This window comes from Enterobacter sp. CGMCC 5087 (assembly GCF_003144775.1).
In the GTDB taxonomy this organism is placed as follows: domain Bacteria; phylum Pseudomonadota; class Gammaproteobacteria; order Enterobacterales; family Enterobacteriaceae; genus Enterobacter; species Enterobacter cloacae_M.
Map to the genome: position 1 here is coordinate 1 of NZ_QFXN01000014.1, position 18,582 is coordinate 18,582.

The window sequence follows — 18,582 nt, forward strand, 5'->3', positions numbered from 1 at the left end:
CCGGTACCGCCCTGGCCGTTATCGAGGACGTATCTGTCCACATGGTTCAGGTTACGCGAGGGCAACGTACCGCCAACGCTTTGCGCTTTCCAGATCTGCACCTGTGGTGCCAGCGCGGCGCGCAGGGCATCGATGTAGCTCTGGTCTTCATCGCCGTGGAGCTGCACCGCGCTCAGGGATAACGCGTCGGCTTTGGCCGCAACGTCTGCAATATCTGCGTTGCGGAAAACGCCCACGTAGCTGAGCGGAGCCGCTGCGATGACCTTACGCGCCCGCTCTTCGCTGACCGCGCGAGGAGATGAGTCCACAAAGATCAGCCCGCCGTAAATCGCCCCGGCTTCATACGCGGCCTGAGCATCCTGTTCGCGGGTTAGGCCGCAGACTTTGTTTTCACCCAGCAGCACGCGACGCACAGCCGCATTGAGATCGTCATGCTCCATCATGGCGGAGCCAATCAGGAAACCGTTGGCGAAGTGGCTCAGCTCGCGCACCTGGGCGTAGCTGTTAATGCCGGATTCGCTGATCACCGTGACGCCAGACCCCAGACGCGGCGCCAGCTGACGCGTACGGTTAAGGTCAATGGACAGGTCGCGCAGATCGCGGTTGTTAATGCCGACCACTTTGGCTTCCAGCGCAATCGCGCGCTCCAGCTCCTCTTCGTTGCTCACTTCGGTCAGCACGCCCATATTCAGGCTGTGCGCCACGGCGGAAAGCTGGCGATACTGCTCATCGTCGAGCACCGAGAGCATCAGCAGGCAGGCGTCGGCCTGGTAAAAACGCGCCAGCCAGATCTGATACGGGTCGATAATAAAGTCTTTGCACAGGATCGGCTGCGGCGCGATGCCGCTGACGATGGGCAGAAAATCGAAGCTGCCCTGAAAATATTTCTCATCCGTCAGCACGGAGATGGCTGAAGCATGATGCTTATAAATGCCGGCAATACGCGCCGGGTCGAAATCGTCACGAATAACGCCTTTGGAGGGGGACGCTTTTTTGCACTCAAGAATAAACGCGGTGCGCGTACCCCGCAGGGCGTCATAGAAACGACGGCTGCTCGGGACGACGTCATTCTGGAAACTGGCAAGCGGCTGCTGTTGCTTGCGGGCTTCCACCCAGATGGCCTTATCGGCAACGATTTTCGCTAAAACGGTCTGCATTCTTTACCCTCTTGCCGCAAGTGCGGTAACGCGATCGTAAGCTGCACCGGAGCGCAGTACATCCAGAACTTTTTGAACGTTGGCCTTCAGGTCTTCCTCACCGTGCAAACGCATCAGCATGGCGACGTTGGCAGCAACGGCGGCCTCATGGGCGACCTCTCCTTTACCTTGTAATAAGCGCGTCAGAATGTCACGGTTTTCTTCCGGCGTACCGCCTGCCAGCGCCTCCTGATGGTATGGCGCAAGGCCGAAGTCGGCAGCCTCCAGCTGATAGCTGAGGATTTCACCGTCGCGCAGTTCGGCCACCAGCGTTGGCGCATGAAGAGAAACCTCATCCATACCGCCGCTGTGCACCACGGCGGCACGCTGATAACCCAGCACGCGCAGCGTCTCGGCAATCGGCAGAACCAGTTCCGGGCTGTAAACGCCAATCAGCGCCAGCGGTGGGTGGGCCGGGTTGATCAGCGGGCCGAGCACGTTAAACAGCGTGCGGGTTTTAAGCTGCTGACGAACCGGCATCGCGTGGCGGAAACCGGTGTGATACTTTGGCGCAAACAGGAAGCAGACGCCCAGGTCATCCAGCGCTTCGCGGGAACGCTCAGCGTTCATATCGAGGTTAATACCGAATGCGGCGAGCAGATCGGAAGAACCTGACCGGCTGGAAACGCTGCGGTTACCGTGCTTTGCGACCTTCAAACCGCACGCCGCCGCCACGAAGGCGCTGGCGGTGGAGATATTGATGCTGTTACTGCCGTCACCGCCGGTACCGACGATATCCGCAAACTGATAGTCCGGGCGCGGGAACGGGGCGGCATTTTCCAGCAGGGCCGTAGCGGCACCGGCAATCTCCTGCGGGCTTTCGCCGCGCACCTTCATGCTCACCAGCGCGGCTGCCAGCTGTTCTGGCTTGAGCTCACCGCGAACCACGGCGGAGAAGAGCTGATGGCTCTCCTGCTGGCTCAGGGTCTGCGCCTGGTACAGTTTTTCCAGAATCGGCTGCAGGGTGTTGGTCTGCTCCAGCTTCTGTAACGCCCAGTCGAGAGTCTGCTCCAGCAGGCGGGCGCCGTGGGAGGTCAGGATTGATTCCGGGTGGAACTGCAGGCCGCAGACGCGGTCCGCATCGTGGCGCACCGCCATCACCATACCTTCAAACGAGGCGTTGATCGTCAGCCCGGCGGGAATATTGCTGCCAACCAGCGAGTGATAGCGCGCGACCGGGAGCGGGTTCGGTAGCCCGGCAAACATCGCCTGACCGTCATGTTCAATGCTGGACGCTTTACCGTGCAGGATCTCACCCGCCTGGCCAACGTAGCCGCCATAGGCTTCAACAATCGCCTGATGGCCGAGGCAGATGCCGACAATCGGCAGTTTCCCGCGCATGCGGGTCAGCAGCTCCGGCATACAGCCGGCTTCGCTCGGCGCGCCTGGCCCCGGGGAGAGCATCAGCACCGGGTTTTGCATGGTGGCCAGACGGTCAATCAGGGTCTGCGCCGGAACGTGGTTGCGGTAGATAACGACGTTGTGGCCATTCGCACGCAGCTGATCTGCCAGGTTATAGGTGAAGGAGTCGATATTATCGAGCAGCAGAATGTCAGCCATCAGAAAATCTCCTGTGCATGGTGTGCGGTAGCAATGGCGCGAAGGACCGCACGGGCTTTACTGCGCGTTTCGTCAGCTTCAGACTGCGGAACAGAATCAAGAACAATCCCGGCACCCGCCTGAACGGTGGCAATACCGTCTTCAACGTAGGCGGAGCGGATTACGATGCAGGTGTCGAGATCGCCGTGGGCGGTGAAGTAGCCCACCGCGCCGCCGTAGCTGCCGCGACGGCGTCCTTCGGCGGCGGCAATCAGCTGCATGGCGCGTACTTTCGGCGCGCCGCTGAGGGTGCCCATGTTCATACAGGCGCGGTAGGCGTGCAGCACGTCGAGATCGTGGCGCAGCTCGCCGACCACGCGGGAGACCAGGTGCATCACGAACGAATAGCGGTCGACTTTGGTCAGGTCCGCCACGTAGCGGCTGCCGGGAGTACAAATGCGTGCCAGATCGTTACGCGCCAGGTCAACCAGCATCAGGTGCTCGGAGAGTTCTTTGTGGTCGGTGCGCATCTCCAGTTCGATGCGGCTGTCCAGATCCCGGTCCAGCGAGCCATCGGCGCGACGCCCGCGTGGACGGGTACCGGCAATCGGGTAGATCTCAATCTGACGGCTGGTGGCGTCGTATTTCAGCGAGCTTTCCGGCGAGGCGCCGAACAGCGTGAATTCGTTGTCCTGCATGAAGAACATGTACGGGCTTGGGTTACTCTTTTTCAGCACGTCGTAGGCTGCGAGCGGCGACGGGCAGGGCAGCGAGAAGCGACGGGACGGCACGACCTGGAAAATTTCCCCGGCGCGAATCGCTTTTTGCATCTGGCGAACCACGGCGCCGTACTGATCGTCAGTCTGGTTAACGTCGCAGGTCATTTTCTCTACACGTTGCACCGGCAGCGTGGGTGGTGCTTCCGTCATCTGCTGCTGCAGCTGAGCGATGCGGTGCTCGAGACGGTTTTTCTCAGCGGCAGACGGCGTGAACAGGCTTGCCTGGATGCGGGTGTATTGCTTCTGGTGGTCGATCACCAGCAGCGTTTCAGCCAGATAGAAGCAATAATCCGGGCAGCGATTGCCCTGCTCGGTTTCCGGCAAATCTTCAAAACCGGCAACCAGGTCGTAAGCAAACAGCCCGCCGAAGAACATCGCCTCACGCTCGTCTTCCGGCACGGTGACCAGATTCTGCAGCAGGCGGAAGGCATCGAAAACGGACAGGGAGCAGAGGCGCGCGTCTTCGTCCAGCAGCTGGCTCACCGGGGGGAAATGCAGAATGCGCATTTCTGGATGACGTTCATTTTCAATGCCCGACGGCAGGGCGGCATCCAGCAGCGGCAGCAGCGATGCGCCATTGTCAGACAATGCCTTGATGGTGACAGTGTCACCTAAAGCGGTAATGCGCAGCGCGCTGTCGACCAGCAGCAGGCTCTTGAGATCGTCCTTGCTGTCGATATCCGCAGATTCCAGCAGCAGCGTTGCCGGACGTGCCCCGCACACCTGATGAAACAGCGCGGTCGGGTTGTGGCGATAGGCCGCCTCGCAGGTCAGCAGTTCGAGATGAGGTTTGGCTGTTTGCATGTTGTTGTTCTCATATTTTGTTCAAAAAAAAGCCCGCTGGGTAGCGGGCGGGTATCTGTTTGCATTTCGCAGACGCGTGACACTGCCCGAAGATCAGGAAGTGCGCCACCAGCCGTGAAGAGCGAAATGTGCTGTCATTTTCAGATACCTTTCTCGTGTGAACTTGCGTACTAGTTAACTAGTTCGATGGCAAGTTGTCAACCCTTGATTTCAGAATTTCGCGTTAAGTCGGTATCATGGTGTTTTCGGATGTCTCCAACCTGTTATGGGAAGTGCTTTGAGCGATACCACCTACGCCATTATTTATGATTTACACAGCCATACTCAGGCCTCTGACGGCCTGCTGACACCCGAAGCCCTGGTTCATCGCGCCGTTGAAATGCGCGTCGGCACGCTGGCGATAACCGATCACGATACCACTGATGCCATTCCGGCGGCGCGCGCAGAGATTGCCCGCAGCGGGCTGGCGCTGAATCTGGTGTCCGGCGTCGAGATCTCGACCGTCTGGGAAAACCATGAGATTCATATTGTTGGCCTGAACATCGATATAGACCATCCGGCACTTACGGCATTTTTGCAAGAACAAAAAACGCGCCGCAATCAGCGCGCAGAGATGATCGGCGAGCGTCTGGAAAAGGCGCATATTCCGGGCGCGCTGGAAGGCGCGCAAAAGATGGCGAACGGCGGGGCGGTCACCCGCGGTCATTTCGCCCGTTTTCTGGTCGAGGCGGGCAAAGCGACGAACATGGCGGACGTCTTTAAAAAGTATCTGGCACGCGGTAAAACCGGATACGTTCCGCCACAGTGGTGTACAATAAAACAAGCTATTGATGTGATTCATCATTCTGGCGGTAAGGCCGTGCTGGCCCATCCTGGGCGGTATAATCTTTCTGCTAAATGGCTGAAAAGGCTGCTGGCACACTTTGCCGAATGCGGTGGCGAGGCGATGGAAGTCGCCCAGTGTCAGCAGGCGCCCAACGAGCGCGCGCAGCTCGCGACCTATGCCCGCCAGTTCGGCCTGTTTGGGTCACAGGGCTCTGATTTCCATCAGCCCTGCGCGTGGATCGAACTGGGGCGCAAGCTCTGGTTGCCCGCTGGCGTTGAGCCGGTCTGGCAGCTCTGGGAACAGCCGCAGCAAATTGAAGAGAGGGAAGTATGAGTCAGTTTTTCTATATCCATCCGGATAACCCGCAGCCACGTCTGATCAACCAGGCCGTGGAGATCGTCCGCAAAGGCGGCGTGATTGTCTACCCGACCGATTCAGGCTATGCGCTGGGCTGTAAAATTGAAGATAAAGGGGCAATGGAGCGCATTTGCCGTATTCGCCAGCTGCCGGACGGCCATAACTTTACCCTGATGTGCCGCGATCTCTCTGAGCTGTCGACCTATGCGTATGTTGATAACGTGGCGTTTCGCCTGATTAAGAACAACACGCCGGGTAACTATACCTTCATCCTGAAGGGCACGAAGGAAGTACCGCGTCGTCTGCTGCAGGAGAAACGCAAAACCATCGGTATGCGCGTGCCGTCGAACCCGATTGCGCAGGCGCTGCTGGAAACTCTCGGCGAACCGATGCTTTCTACCTCGCTGATGCTGCCCGGAAGTGAGTTTACCGAGTCCGATCCGGAAGAGATCAAAGATCGTCTGGAGAAGGTGGTCGAGCTGATTATTCACGGCGGCTATCTCGGCCAGCAGCCGACCACCGTGGTCGACTTAACCGAAGATGCACCGGAAGTGATTCGTGAAGGCGTGGGTGATGTAAAGCCTTTCTTGTAAAGGTATAAGCAGATATACTACGCGGCCATCAAAGCAGGGCTCAGCCCTCTTTTGACCTGATTCGACGCCTGTGAAGGCGACACCTGAGGAAGCTCAATGAGCGAGAAGTTACAGAAAGTGCTGGCGCGCGCCGGCCACGGCTCACGCCGTGAAATCGAAGCCATTATTGAAGCGGGCCGCGTGAGTGTGGACGGTAAAATCGCCACGCTGGGTGACCGCGTTGAAATCGTACCGGGGCTGAAGATCCGCATCGACGGTCACCTCATCTCCGTGAAAGAGTCCGCAGAACAGATCTGCCGCGTGCTGGCTTACTATAAGCCGGAAGGCGAGCTGTGCACCCGCAACGACCCGGAAGGTCGTCCGACGGTATTTGACCGTCTGCCTAAACTGCGCGGCGCTCGCTGGATTGCCGTCGGTCGTCTGGACGTAAACACCTGCGGTCTGCTGCTGTTTACCACCGATGGTGAACTGGCAAACCGTCTGATGCACCCAAGCCGTGAAGTGGAACGTGAATACGCGGTGCGCGTATTTGGCCAGGTTGACGAAAATAAACTGCGCGATCTGTCGCGTGGCGTTCAGCTTGAAGACGGTCCTGCGGCGTTCAAAACCATCAAATTTACCGGTGGGGAAGGCATTAACCAGTGGTACAACGTGACCCTGACCGAAGGCCGTAACCGCGAGGTGCGTCGTCTCTGGGAAGCGGTAGGCGTCCAGGTGAGCCGTCTGATCCGCGTCCGTTACGGCGACATTCTGCTGCCGAAAGGTTTGCCGCGCGGGGGTTATACCGAACTGGATCTGACCCAAACCAACTACCTGCGCGAGCTGGTTGGCCTGACGCCGGAAACCACCTCAAAAGTGGCGGTGGAAAAAGATCGTCGTCGCATGAAGGCGAATCAGATCCGTCGCGCGGTGAAACGACACAGCCAGGTGAGCAGCAGTCGCCGCTCCGGCAGCCGTAACAACAACGGTTAATATAAAAGCCCGGTGAACGCACCGGGCTTTTTTCTTTAGTAATCAATTCCAATTTGCGCTTTGATGCCTGCATCAAACGCATGTTTGACCGGACGCAGCTCGCTGACGGTATCGGCCATCTCCAGAATATCCCGATGACACCCGCGCCCCGTGACGATGACCGTCTGGTGTACAGGACGATTCTTCAGAGCATCCAGCACGGCTTCCAGCGGCAGGTAGTCGTAGGCGACCATATAGGTGATCTCATCCAGCAGAACCATATTCAGCGAGGGATCGGCCAGCATTCTCTTTGCATGCTCCCAGACGGCGAGACAGGCTGCAGTATCCGTTTCCCGGTTCTGGGTATCCCACGTAAAACCGGTCGCCATCACCTGAAACTCAACGCCGTGAGGCTCAAGCAAATTCCGCTCACCGTTGGGCCATTCGCCTTTGATAAACTGGATCACGCCTACTTTTTGCCCGTGTCCGACGGCGCGTGTCGCCGTGCCGAATGCGGCGGTGGTTTTCCCTTTTCCGTTGCCGGTAAAAACGATGACGATCCCACGTTCGTCCTGGGCTGCCGCGACGCGCGCATCGACCTGTTCTTTCAGGCGCTGCTGGCGCTGCTGATGACGTTCTTCACTCATTGCGAAATTCCTGGTTTACGTCCCGGCTGGGCGTCAAAGGTCATCCCGGTTTTGCGGCGGCTGTCGTCGCCCATCAGCCAGAGATAGAGCGGCATAATATCTGCCGGGGTTTTCAGCTTCTGCGGATCTTCGCTCGGGAACGCGCTGGCGCGCATTTTGGTGCGCGTACCGCCCGGGTTAATGCAGTTTACGCGCAGATGGCGGCTCTGGTACTCCTCCGCCAGCACCTGCATCATGCCTTCGGTCGCGAATTTTGATACGGCATAGGCTCCCCAGTTTGCGCGTCCTTCACGGCCAACGCTGGACGAGGTAAAGACCAGGGACCCGGACTCGGATTTGAGTAATAAAGGAAGCAATGCCTGTGTGAGGAAAAACGTGCCGTTGACGTTGACCTGCATCACCTGCTGCCAGATATCAGGATCCTGTTCATCCATCGGACGCACTTCACCTAACAAACCGGCGTTATGCAGCACGCCGTCGAGTCTCGGATAGTGAGCGCTGATGCGCTGGGCTAATTCCTGGCACACCGCGGGCGTGCAGGTCAGTAAATCAAGCGTATACCACGGGGCTGGCGTACCAGATACCGACTCAATCTCCTGAGCGACGTTTTTCAGTTTTTCTTCGCTGCGGCCGATCAGAATGACGTTCGCGCCATATTCGGCGTATGTCAGGGCCGCCTCGCGGCCAATCCCGTCGCTGGCACCGGTGACAAGAATAATCCGGTTGTGCAGCAGATTTTTTTGCGGTTGATAATGCACGGTGACTCCTCAGGCGACCGGTGACGCAATGGTGCCTTTATAATGACTTTTCGGCTTTATGCCCGAATTCGCCTGATAATTCAATCAGTCTACAGGACGCATTACTGTAAAATTAACATTTTGCAAATATTTAATCTCCGGTCCGGGGATTCCTGAAGGCGCCTCGCAGAGGTAATGTCGCGAGCGAGACGCATGGGCAGGGCTGTTGTACACTGCCGTGAAAGATTCGTGGTTAAATCAAGGTGGAACGCGTGGAATTACTTTCTCAATATGGGTTGTTTTTGGCCAAAATCGCGACGGTGGTGATTGCCATTGCGGTGGTAGCCGTTCTGATTGCCAACCTGACGCAGCGCAAGCGTCAGCGTGGGGAGTTACGCATCACCCGCCTGAGCGAGCAGTATAAAGAGATGCAGGAAGAGATGTCTCTGGCGCTGCTTGATAGTCATCAACAGAAACTCTGGCTGAAAGCGCAGAAGAAAAAGCATAAACAGGAAGCCAAAGCGGCAAAGGCAAAAGCAAAGCTCAATGCGCCGCAGGATAAGGCCACGCCGCGCGTCTATGTGCTCGATTTTAAAGGCAGTATGGATGCGCATGAAGTGTCTTCTCTGCGGGAAGAAGTGACTGCCGTTCTGGCCGTGGCGACACCGCAGGATCAGGTTGTCGTGCGTCTTGAAAGCCCGGGCGGGGTGGTTCACGGATACGGACTGGCCGCCTCACAGCTGCAGCGCCTGCGTGAAAAACAGATCCCGCTGACCGTGGCCGTGGATAAAGTGGCGGCGAGCGGTGGCTACATGATGGCCTGCGTGGCGGACAAAATTGTTGCCGCGCCGTTCTCCATTATTGGCTCGATCGGCGTGGTCGCGCAAATTCCGAACTTTAACCGCTTCCTGAAAAATAAAGAGATTGATATCGAACTTCACACGGCGGGTCAGTACAAACGTACCCTGACGCTGCTGGGGGAAAACACGGAAGAAGGGCGTCAAAAATTCCGCGAAGATCTCAACGAAACGCATCATCTCTTTAAAGATTTTGTACACCGTATGCGCCCAACGCTCGATATTGAACAGGTCGCGACGGGCGAGCACTGGTACGGCGTCCAGGCGCAGGAGAAAGGGCTGGTGGATGAAGTTGGAACCAGCGACGATCTGCTGCTCAATCTGATGGAAGGTCGGGAACTGGTGGGCGTGCGCTTTACCCAGCGTAAGCGACTCCTTGACCGCTTTACCAACAGTGCCGCAGAAAGCGCGGACCGCCTGCTGCTGCGCTGGCTACAGCGCGGACAAAAACCGCTGCTGTAAACAAAAACGCGAGGCATATGCCTCGCGCTTTGCGTTAATCGACCAGGTGATATTTCTCTGAAAGCGTATGCGCCAGGTATTTGAACATGTTAAACACGGCGGTGCTTTTCGGGGTCGGTAAACCCTGTTCGTCAAGGAAGTATTCGCCGCTGAAAATCAGCACGCCATTACGCTGCTCTACGCCGGTGGCTTCAATGCCCGCCAGCGTATCTTCATGGTCACGGATAAGCTTGTTTGCTTCGATAAGCAGAGAGGCTCGGTCAATAGGTTGGGTCGTATTCTGCATAATCCACTCCTTAAACAGTGACAATAGTCTACGCCGAGGGCGCATTGGGGGCAAATTTTCCCTGTAATGTGAGGGGATAAGGTGCAGGGGCCTGGCTGGCGGGATCTGCTTTTGCATGCTAATAAAGTTGCGTAACGAATTTTATCAGGTAGAGTGTGCGCTTTCGTCATTCTGGCAACAGAATTGCTTGACATTCAACCGGAAATTCGTCACGAATTACACGAGATGTGAGAAAAATACCCGAAAACTCAATCACCTGGGCGTCTTCTCATTAACGTCCGGTAAGACAAAGGGGTTGATATCTCCTGACGCAGTCGCAATATCATTGGCTCGTCGTCAGCGGAAGGGAAATCAACGTGCGGCGTATTCCTGGAAGAATTAAATTAGGTAAAGGTGAATATGGGTAAAGCTCTCGTCATCGTTGAGTCCCCGGCAAAAGCCAAAACGATCAATAAGTATCTGGGTAATGACTACGTGGTTAAGTCCAGCGTGGGTCATATCCGCGATTTGCCGACCAGTGGCTCAGCCAGCAAAAAGAGCGCAGACTCTACCTCCACCAAAGGGGCTAAAAAGCCTAAAAAGGATGAACGTAGCGCGCTTGTCAACCGCATGGGTGTTAACCCATGGCATAACTGGGATGCACAATATGAAGTGCTGCCCGGTAAAGAAAAAGTCGTTAACGAACTGAAGCAGCTTGCTGAAAAAGCAGACCACATCTATCTCGCAACCGACCTTGACCGCGAAGGGGAAGCCATTGCGTGGCACCTGCGGGAAGTGATCGGTGGTGATGACAAACGCTACAGCCGTGTAGTGTTTAACGAAATTACGAAGAATGCGATTCGTCAGGCGTTTGAGAAGCCGGGCGAGCTGAATATTGACCGCGTGAACGCACAGCAGGCACGTCGCTTTATGGACCGCGTTGTGGGCTACATGGTCTCTCCACTGCTGTGGAAGAAGATTGCCCGTGGCCTGTCCGCAGGTCGCGTGCAGTCCGTCGCCGTGCGTCTGGTCGTTGAGCGTGAGCGCGAAATTAAAGCCTTCGTGCCGGAAGAGTTCTGGGAAGTCGATGCCAATGTGACCACGCCGGGCGGTGACGCTCTGCCGCTGCAGGTGAGCCATCACAAAGATAAACCTTTCCGTCCGGAAAACCGCGACCAGACCATGGCCGCCGTAGCGCTGCTGGAAAAAGCACGCTATCAGGTGCTGGAACGTGAAGACAAACCGACCAGCAGCAAGCCGGGTGCTCCGTTTATTACCTCTACGCTGCAACAGGCTGCAAGCACGCGTCTGGGTTATGGCGTGAAGAAGACCATGATGATGGCGCAGCGCCTGTATGAAGCGGGCTACATCACCTACATGCGTACCGACTCAACCAACCTGAGCCAGGATGCGGTCAACATGGTCCGCGGCTACATCAGCGACAATTTCGGTAAGAAATACCTGCCGGAAAGCGCTAACCAGTTCGCCAGCAAAGAGAACTCTCAGGAAGCTCACGAAGCGATTCGTCCTTCTGACGTCTCGGTGTTAGCGGAATCGCTGAAAGACATGGAAGCCGACGCGCAGAAACTGTATCAGCTGATCTGGCGCCAGTTCGTGGCGTGCCAGATGACCCCGGCGCAGTACGACTCCACCACGCTGACCGTCGGCGCGGGTGATTTCCGCCTGAAGGCGCGCGGTCGTATTCTGCGCTTCGACGGCTGGACGAAAGTGATGCCTGCGCTGCGTAAAGGTGATGAAGACCGGACGCTGCCGGCGGTGAACAAAGGTGACGAGTTGTCGCTTGTCGATCTGGTTCCGGCACAGCACTTCACCAAGCCGCCTGCGCGCTTCAGTGAAGCGTCCCTGGTGAAAGAGCTGGAAAAACGCGGTATTGGTCGTCCATCGACCTACGCGTCCATCATCTCGACCATTCAGGACCGCGGCTACGTGCGCGTTGAAAACCGCCGTTTCTATGCGGAAAAAATGGGTGAGATCGTCACTGACCGTCTGGAAGCAAACTTCCGCGAGTTGATGAACTACGATTTCACCGCGCAAATGGAAGACAGCCTCGACCAGGTTGCCAGCCATCAGGCGGAATGGAAAAAGGTACTCGACAGCTTCTTCAGCGACTTTACCGACCAGCTTGAAAAAGCGGAGAAAGACCCTGAAGAAGGCGGCATGCTGCCTAACCAGATGGTTCTGACCAGCATCGACTGTCCAACCTGCGGCCGCAAGATGGGGATCCGTACCGCAACCACGGGCGTATTCCTTGGCTGCTCCGGCTATGCGCTGTCACCGAAAGAGCGCTGCAAAACCACCATCAACCTGGTGCCTGAGAACGAAGTTCTCAACGTGCTGGAAGGTGACGATGCGGAAACTAACGCTCTGCGTGCCAAACGCCGCTGCAAGAAATGCGGCACGGCAATGGACAGCTACCTGATCGATCCAAAACGTAAGCTGCACGTTTGCGGTAATAACCCAACGTGTGACGGGTATGAGATCGAAGAGGGCGAGTTCCGCATTAAAGGCTATGACGGCCCGATTGTGGAATGCGAGAAGTGTGGTTCTGAAATGCACCTGAAAATGGGGCGTTTCGGTAAGTACATGGCCTGTACCAACGACGAGTGTAAAAACACGCGCAAAATTCTGCGTAACGGAGAAGTGGCTCCTCCTAAGGAAGATCCGGTTCCGCTGCCAGAACTGCCGTGCGAGAAATCAGACGCGTACTTCGTGCTGCGTGATGGTGCCGCAGGTGTCTTCCTGGCCGCCAACACCTTCCCGAAATCGCGTGAAACGCGCGCGCCGCTGGTGGAAGAGCTGCATCGCTTCCGCGATCGTCTGCCTGAGAAACTGCGTTATCTGGCCGATGCGCCACAGCAGGATCCGGAAGGTAACAAAACCGTGGTACGGTTTAGCCGTAAAACTAAGCAGCAGTATGTTGCGGCAGAGAAAGAGGGTAAAGCGACCGGATGGTCAGCCTTCTTTGTCGATGGCAAATGGGTTGAAGGCAAGAAATAATCTTCCCTTACCGTAACTTACCTGTAAAAGGGCCGGATTTCCGGCCCTTTTTTATTACCTTGTTATTATTTTTTGTTCCGTACTATACAGTCAGGCTATAAATGATATAGTGGTTATAGTTAACCTGTTTCTTATTATTAAATCGTCTTAAGCGATTGACCGCATGCGCTAAATCGGATGGTCTGGCATGAAATTACAGCAGCTTCGTTATATCGTTGAGGTGGTGAATCATAACCTTAACGTCTCTTCTACCGCCGAGGGGTTGTATACCTCGCAACCGGGCATCAGCAAACAAGTTCGTATGCTTGAGGACGAGTTAGGTATCCAGATATTTGCCCGCAGCGGTAAGCATCTCACTCAGGTGACGCCCGCAGGGCAGGAAATCATCCGCATTGCGCGGGAAGTCCTCTCCAAAGTCGATGCGATTAAGTCTGTGGCGGGTGAACACACCTGGCCGGATAAAGGTTCGCTGTATATTGCCACGACGCATACCCAGGCGCGCTATGCGCTACCCGGCGTTATCAAAGGCTTTATCGAGCGTTATCCTCGCGTCTCTTTGCATATGCACCAGGGCTCGCCAACGCAAATTGCTGAAGCCGTCTCCAAGGGTAATGCAGACTTTGCTATCGCCACCGAAGCGCTTCACCTGTATGACGATCTGGTGATGCTTCCTTGCTATCACTGGAATCGTTCTATCGTGGTGACCCCCGATCACCCCCTGGCGGGTAAAGGGTCGGTCACTATCGAAGAGCTGGCGCAATATCCGTTGGTAACGTATACGTTTGGCTTTACCGGACGGTCCGAGCTTGATACGGCCTTTAACCGGGCAGGGTTAACGCCGCGCATTGTCTTTACCGCGACGGACGCCGACGTAATCAAAACCTATGTGCGGCTTGGTCTGGGGGTGGGCGTTATTGCCAGCATGGCGGTGGATCCGGTGTCAGACCCTGACCTGATGCGTCTTGATGCGCATGATGTTTTCAGTCATAGCACCACAAAGATTGGCTTCCGTCGCAGCACCTTCCTGCGCAGCTATATGTATGATTTTATTCAGCGCTTTGCCCCTCATTTAACGCGTGACGTGGTTGATACCGCCGTTGCATTACGCTCAAATGAAGATATTGAAGAGATGTTTAAAGACATCAAACTCCCCGAAAAATAATCACACCCGGTATCTTTCCCTTAGGGAAAGATACCGAAATAACGCCTCAAAGCTAAATTAGAATTATCATCATCTACGCATCCCCTGTCATATAATGTCATTATCCATTTAATCCGTAAGGTTATAATGTCGTGAATTGGCGACAAAAGTAGAAACTAATTTACGCCTTCGCAAATTTTTCTTTTCAATTATTTATTTCTGGTCAAAAGATTGGATATTTCATACCTTCCGGTGCGTAAATTCACTGGCTTTTCGGCTAAAGTTTCTTTAGGATTTATCTCAACAGATGATTAATTGTACCAATTGTTTGGTCCTAAATGATAAGCGATGTCGATTGTATGAGGTTAGCAATGCCTTCAGGAAGTGAAGAACCGCAAAGGGATCCTGCGCTCAAGCGTAAAGCCTGGCTGGCGGTCTTTCTCGTCTCTACCCTGTTTTGGGTGGTGGTTGCTCTCCTGGCCTGGAAATATTGGGGTTAAATATGGCAGTGACGGTACGTACAGAAACGGTTAAACAGATGTGTCAGCATCGTGACAACGGCCACAGAGGGCGTAAAGCACCTGCAACTGTTGTACCCGCGTCCTGGAAACTGACGCCGCAGCAGCAAGCGTTTATTGATGTGTTCGCAGAAGACGAACCCAAAAAACAATAATTTAGTTAATTGCGTAATGATGCAAATAGTCTGAATATCGACTCTGCACTTTCGTACTCTTTAATAAATACACATCAGCAATATAGCACTGAGGACTTACCTCGGAACTTTTAATAAATAATGCCTGGTGTCCCTATGATGAATAACATGACGTCTCACAAATACTGGTCATGGATCGGCGTTTTTACCGTGTCGATTCTGTTCTGGAGTCAGCTCATCTGGTTGGCCCTCCACTAAATTGTAAAACCTCGCTACGGCGGGGTTTTTTGTTTTTCCTTTCTGGACCAATCCTAAATTTATCAATTTGGGTTGTTATCAAAACGTTACGACATCTTTGTGTTATCTTTAATTACGGCCCTGATGATTGTCGGGGCATCTCTGTGATTAAGGAGGAGCTTATGTCGTTAACCCTACGCGAAGCCAGTAAGGACACGTTACAGGCAGAAAATAAAACCTGGCATTACTACAGCCTGCCGCTGGCTGCCAGAACGCTTGGGGACATTTCGCGTTTACCCAAGTCATTGAAAGTTTTACTGGAAAATCTGTTGCGCTGGCAGGACGGTGACTCTGTCACCCTCGATGATATCCAGGCGCTGGCAGGGTGGCTGGAAAATGCCCATGCCGACAGAGAAATCGCCTACCGCCCGGCCAGGGTGCTGATGCAGGACTTTACCGGTGTCCCGGCCGTCGTTGATTTAGCCGCGATGCGCGAGGCCGTTAAGCGTCTCGGCGGAGATACGGCAAAAGTGAATCCGCTTTCCCCCGTTGACCTCGTGATTGACCACTCCGTAACCGTTGACCGCTTTGGTGATGACGACGCCTTTGGCGAGAACGTGCGTCTGGAGATGGAACGCAACCACGAGCGCTACGTGTTTCTTAAGTGGGGGCAGCAGGCGTTCAGCCGGTTTAGCGTGGTCCCGCCGGGTACCGGTATTTGTCACCAGGTGAACCTTGAATATCTGGGTAAAGCCGTCTGGAGTGAATTGCAGGATAAAGAGTGGGTCGCTTATCCGGACACGCTTGTGGGCACGGACTCCCATACCACCATGATCAACGGTCTGGGCGTGCTGGGCTGGGGCGTCGGGGGTATCGAAGCGGAAGCGGCCATGCTCGGCCAGCCGGTGTCCATGCTTATCCCTGACGTGGTGGGCTTCAAGCTCACCGGCAAGCTGTCTGAAGGCATTACCGCCACCGATCTGGTGCTCACCGTCACCCAGATGCTGCGTAAGCATGGTGTGGTGGGCAAGTTTGTAGAATTCTACGGTGATGGTCTGGATTCGCTGCCGCTTGCCGACCGTGCCACCATTGCCAATATGGCGCCGGAATACGGTGCAACCTGCGGCTTTTTCCCCATCGATGACGTCACGCTGGAATACATGCGCCTTAGCGGGCGCAGCGAAGAGCAGGTCGCGCTGGTGGAGGCCTATACCAAAGCGCAGGGCATGTGGCGAAACCCGGGCGATGAACCGGTCTTCACCAGCACGCTTGAACTCGATATGGGAAGCGTCGAGGCGAGCCTCGCCGGGCCGAAACGTCCACAGGATCGGGTCGCGCTGAGTGACGTGCCAAAAGCCTTTGCCGCCAGCAATGCGCTGGAAGTGAACGTGGCGCAGAAAGATCACCGTCCAGTCGACTATGTTCTGAACGGACATCAGTATCAGCTCCCGGATGGCGCGGTTGTTATTGCGGCCATTACTTCCTGCACTAACACCTCGAACCCTAGCGTCTTAATGGCGGCCGGTCTGCTGGCTAAAAAGGCGGTAGAGCTTGGGCTAAAACCTCAGCCATGGGTCAAGGCCTCGCTGGCACCGGGTTCCAAAGTGGTATCGGATTATCTGGCGCAGGCCAAACTGACGCCGTACCTTGACGAGCTGGGCTTTAACCTCGTGGGCTACGGCTGTACGACCTGCATTGGTAACTCCGGTCCACTGCCTGAACCGATTGAAACGGCGATCAAGCAGGGTGACCTGACGGTAGGCGCGGTCCTGTCCGGTAACCGAAACTTTGAAGGGCGTATTCATCCGCTGGTGAAAACCAACTGGCTTGCCTCGCCGCCGCTGGTGGTCGCTTATGCCCTTGCAGGGAACATGAATATCAACCTGGCGACCGATCCGATTGGGCACGATCGCAAGAATGATCCTGTCTACCTGAAAGATATCTGGCCATCTTCGCGTGAAATCGCGCTGGCCGTTGAAAAGGTCTCAACCGAGATGTTCCGCAAAGAGTATGCGGAGGTCTTTGAAGGCACGCCGGAATGGAAAACCATCAACGTCGTGGGCTCAGATACCTACGACTGGCAGGATGACTCGACCTATATTCGTCTGTCGCCGTTCTTTGACGAGATGCTGGCCGAGCCGGCACCGCTTAAGGATATCCACGGCGCGCGCATACTGGCGATGCTGGGGGATTCCGTCACAACCGACCATATCTCCCCGGCGGGGAGTATCAAAGCCGATAGCCCGGCAGGTCGTTATCTGCAGAGCCGGGGCGTCGAACGCCGCGATTTTAACTCCTACGGCTCGCGTCGCGGCAACCACGAGGTCATGATGCGCGGGACCTTTGCCAACATACGCATTCGTAACGAAATGGTACCGGGCGTGGAAGGGGGCATGACGCGCCATCTGCCGGGGACGGAAGTGGTTTCGATTTATGATGCGGCGGTCAAATATCAACAGGAAGGTACGCCGCTGGCGGTGATCGCCGGGAAAGAGTACGGTTCCGGCTCCAGCCGCGACTGGGCGGCGAAAGGTCCGCGTCTGCTTGGCGTTCGCGTGGTCATCGCCGAATCGTTCGAACGTATTCACCGCTCGAATCTGATTGGTATGGGGATCCTACCGCTCGAGTTTCCGCAGGGCGTGACGCGTAAAACGCTGGGACTGACCGGGGAAGAGCAGATTGAGATTAGCGGTCTGCAAAACCTGCAGCCGGGAAAAACGGTGCCGGTGAAGTTAACGCGGGCAGACGGGAAAATCGAGGTGCTGGACTGCCGGTGCCGTATTGATACGGCAACCGAGCTGACCTATTACCAGAACGACGGCATTTTACATTATGTGATTCGTAAGATGCTGGATTGATGAAACGAGCCCGGCACCCGTGCCGGGCTTTTTAGCATCACTCTTTCAGCAGATGGCCCATTTTGGCGGCTTTGGTATCCAGGTAGTGGGCGTTCTTCGGGTTACGGCCGACAATCAGCGGTACGCGCTCGACGATGTTGATCCCCGCTTCGGTCAGGATCTCCACTTTTTTCGGGTTATTGGTCAGCAGGCGAACTTCGTCCACGCCCAGCAGCTTGAACATATCGGCGCATAAGGTGAAGTCGCGTTCGTCAGCGGCAAAGCCAAGCTGATGGTTTGCTTCAACCGTATCGTAGCCCTGGTCCTGAAGCGCGTAGGCGCGGATTTTATTCAGCAGACCAATATTACGACCTTCCTGACGGTGATAAAGCAGCACACCGCGGCCTTCTTCTGCAATATGAGATAGGGCGGCTTCCAGCTGGAAACCACAATCACAGCGCAGGCTGAACAGCGCGTCGCCGGTAAGACACTCTGAATGGACGCGGGACAGAACCGGCGTCTGCCCTGAAATGTCACCATAAACCAGCGCGACATGATCCTGTCCGGTTGCCAGTTCTTCAAAACCCACCATCAGGAAATCGCCCCATGGGGTTGGCAGTTTGGCTTCTGCCACACGTTTAAGCTGCATGTGATTCTCCAGAGTAGGCTGACACGTTTCGTGCC

18 protein-coding genes and 1 other annotated feature are annotated in these 18,582 nt (G+C 55.7%); of the genes, 10 read left to right on the forward strand and 8 right to left on the reverse strand.

Going from position 1 to position 18,582, the window contains the following annotated elements:
• The 4 genes from trpCF to trpL all read right to left on the reverse strand — a co-directional run.
• On the reverse strand, positions 1-1,157 hold a 1,157-nt coding region (gene trpCF / locus DEO48_RS00165; RefSeq protein WP_109843955.1), incomplete at its 3' end, for a bifunctional indole-3-glycerol-phosphate synthase TrpC/phosphoribosylanthranilate isomerase TrpF.
• Positions 1,158-1,160: 3 nt separating this feature from the next.
• Entirely contained in the window at positions 1,161-2,756 is a 1,596-nt protein-coding gene (gene trpD, locus DEO48_RS00170; RefSeq protein WP_023312079.1) for a bifunctional anthranilate synthase glutamate amidotransferase component TrpG/anthranilate phosphoribosyltransferase TrpD, read from the reverse strand.
• Positions 2,756-4,318 carry an anthranilate synthase component 1 gene (locus DEO48_RS00175; protein ID WP_109843956.1) on the reverse strand — a complete coding sequence of 521 codons (1,563 nt, stop codon included), beginning with the start codon at positions 4,316-4,318 and terminating at the stop codon, positions 2,756-2,758. Before DEO48_RS00175 ends, trpD begins: the two co-directional genes overlap by 1 nt.
• A gap of 23 nt (positions 4,319-4,341) precedes the next feature.
• Positions 4,342-4,435, reverse strand: a sequence feature (Trp leader region).
• Complete coding sequence (gene trpL, locus DEO48_RS00180; protein ID WP_071524153.1) at positions 4,412-4,456, reverse strand: trp operon leader peptide; 45 nt, start codon at positions 4,454-4,456, stop codon at positions 4,412-4,414. It overlaps the preceding feature by 24 nt.
• Before the next feature lie 139 nt (positions 4,457-4,595).
• Here trpL and rnm point away from each other — a divergent pair, with 139 nt between their 5' ends.
• The 3 genes from rnm (at position 4,596) to rluB (ending at position 7,066) form a co-directional block, all read left to right on the forward strand.
• Positions 4,596-5,477, forward strand: coding sequence for an RNase AM (gene rnm, locus DEO48_RS00185; RefSeq protein ID WP_109843957.1), 882 nt, complete (start codon positions 4,596-4,598; stop codon positions 5,475-5,477).
• Positions 5,474-6,094 carry an L-threonylcarbamoyladenylate synthase gene (locus DEO48_RS00190; protein ID WP_003856793.1) on the forward strand — a complete coding sequence of 207 codons (621 nt, stop codon included), beginning with the start codon at positions 5,474-5,476 and terminating at the stop codon, positions 6,092-6,094. The genes rnm and DEO48_RS00190 overlap by 4 nt, the downstream gene beginning before the upstream one ends.
• Positions 6,095-6,190: 96 nt before the next feature.
• Complete coding sequence (gene rluB / locus DEO48_RS00195; RefSeq protein ID WP_023312076.1) at positions 6,191-7,066, forward strand: 23S rRNA pseudouridine(2605) synthase RluB; 876 nt, start codon at positions 6,191-6,193, stop codon at positions 7,064-7,066.
• Positions 7,067-7,101: 35 nt separating this feature from the next.
• Here the strand turns inward: rluB and cobO are convergent, their stop codons facing one another.
• A complete protein-coding gene (gene cobO / locus DEO48_RS00200) occupies positions 7,102-7,692 on the reverse strand; it encodes a cob(I)yrinic acid a,c-diamide adenosyltransferase (protein WP_023312075.1) in 591 nt (196 codons plus the stop codon).
• Positions 7,689-8,450, reverse strand: a complete 762-nt coding sequence (locus DEO48_RS00205) for a YciK family oxidoreductase (RefSeq protein WP_109843958.1) — start codon at positions 8,448-8,450, stop codon at positions 7,689-7,691. The genes cobO and DEO48_RS00205 overlap by 4 nt, the downstream gene beginning before the upstream one ends.
• Before the next feature lie 251 nt (positions 8,451-8,701).
• Between DEO48_RS00205 and sohB the strand changes: the two genes are divergently transcribed.
• Positions 8,702-9,748: a protease SohB gene (gene sohB / locus DEO48_RS00210; protein ID WP_109843959.1), complete on the forward strand. Its 1,047-nt coding sequence runs from the start codon at positions 8,702-8,704 to the stop codon at positions 9,746-9,748.
• Positions 9,749-9,782: 34 nt separating this feature from the next.
• Here the strand turns inward: sohB and DEO48_RS00215 are convergent, their stop codons facing one another.
• The gene (locus tag DEO48_RS00215) at positions 9,783-10,034 is read right to left on the reverse strand and encodes a YciN family protein (RefSeq protein ID WP_023312072.1); all 252 of its coding nucleotides are present in this window, start codon (positions 10,032-10,034) and stop codon (positions 9,783-9,785) included.
• A gap of 399 nt (positions 10,035-10,433) precedes the next feature.
• On the opposite strand from DEO48_RS00215, the gene topA reads away from it, so the two are divergent.
• From topA to acnA, 6 genes are all read left to right on the forward strand, one after another.
• Positions 10,434-13,031, forward strand: coding sequence for a type I DNA topoisomerase (gene topA, locus DEO48_RS00220; RefSeq protein WP_109843960.1), 2,598 nt, complete (start codon positions 10,434-10,436; stop codon positions 13,029-13,031).
• Positions 13,032-13,218: 187 nt separating this feature from the next.
• Positions 13,219-14,193, forward strand: coding sequence for an HTH-type transcriptional regulator CysB (gene cysB, locus DEO48_RS00225; protein ID WP_109843961.1), 975 nt, complete (start codon positions 13,219-13,221; stop codon positions 14,191-14,193).
• A 338-nt stretch (positions 14,194-14,531) separates the two neighbouring features.
• Complete coding sequence (locus tag DEO48_RS00230) at positions 14,532-14,672, forward strand: YmiA family putative membrane protein (RefSeq protein WP_213327741.1); 141 nt, start codon at positions 14,532-14,534, stop codon at positions 14,670-14,672.
• A 2-nt stretch (positions 14,673-14,674) separates the two neighbouring features.
• Positions 14,675-14,845 (forward strand): hypothetical protein, encoded by a 171-nt coding sequence (locus DEO48_RS26680; RefSeq protein WP_032656727.1) that lies wholly within the window; start codon positions 14,675-14,677, stop codon positions 14,843-14,845.
• Positions 14,846-14,983: 138 nt separating this feature from the next.
• The gene (gene ymiC, locus DEO48_RS27035) at positions 14,984-15,082 is read left to right on the forward strand and encodes a small membrane protein YmiC (protein ID WP_032623144.1); all 99 of its coding nucleotides are present in this window, start codon (positions 14,984-14,986) and stop codon (positions 15,080-15,082) included.
• A 161-nt stretch (positions 15,083-15,243) separates the two neighbouring features.
• Complete coding sequence (acnA, locus tag DEO48_RS00235; RefSeq protein ID WP_048979148.1) at positions 15,244-17,919, forward strand: aconitate hydratase AcnA; 2,676 nt, start codon at positions 15,244-15,246, stop codon at positions 17,917-17,919.
• A gap of 37 nt (positions 17,920-17,956) precedes the next feature.
• Here the strand turns inward: acnA and ribA are convergent, their stop codons facing one another.
• Entirely contained in the window at positions 17,957-18,547 is a 591-nt protein-coding gene (gene ribA / locus DEO48_RS00240; protein ID WP_008501210.1) for a GTP cyclohydrolase II, read from the reverse strand.
• Between the last annotated feature and the right edge of the window lie 35 nt (positions 18,548-18,582).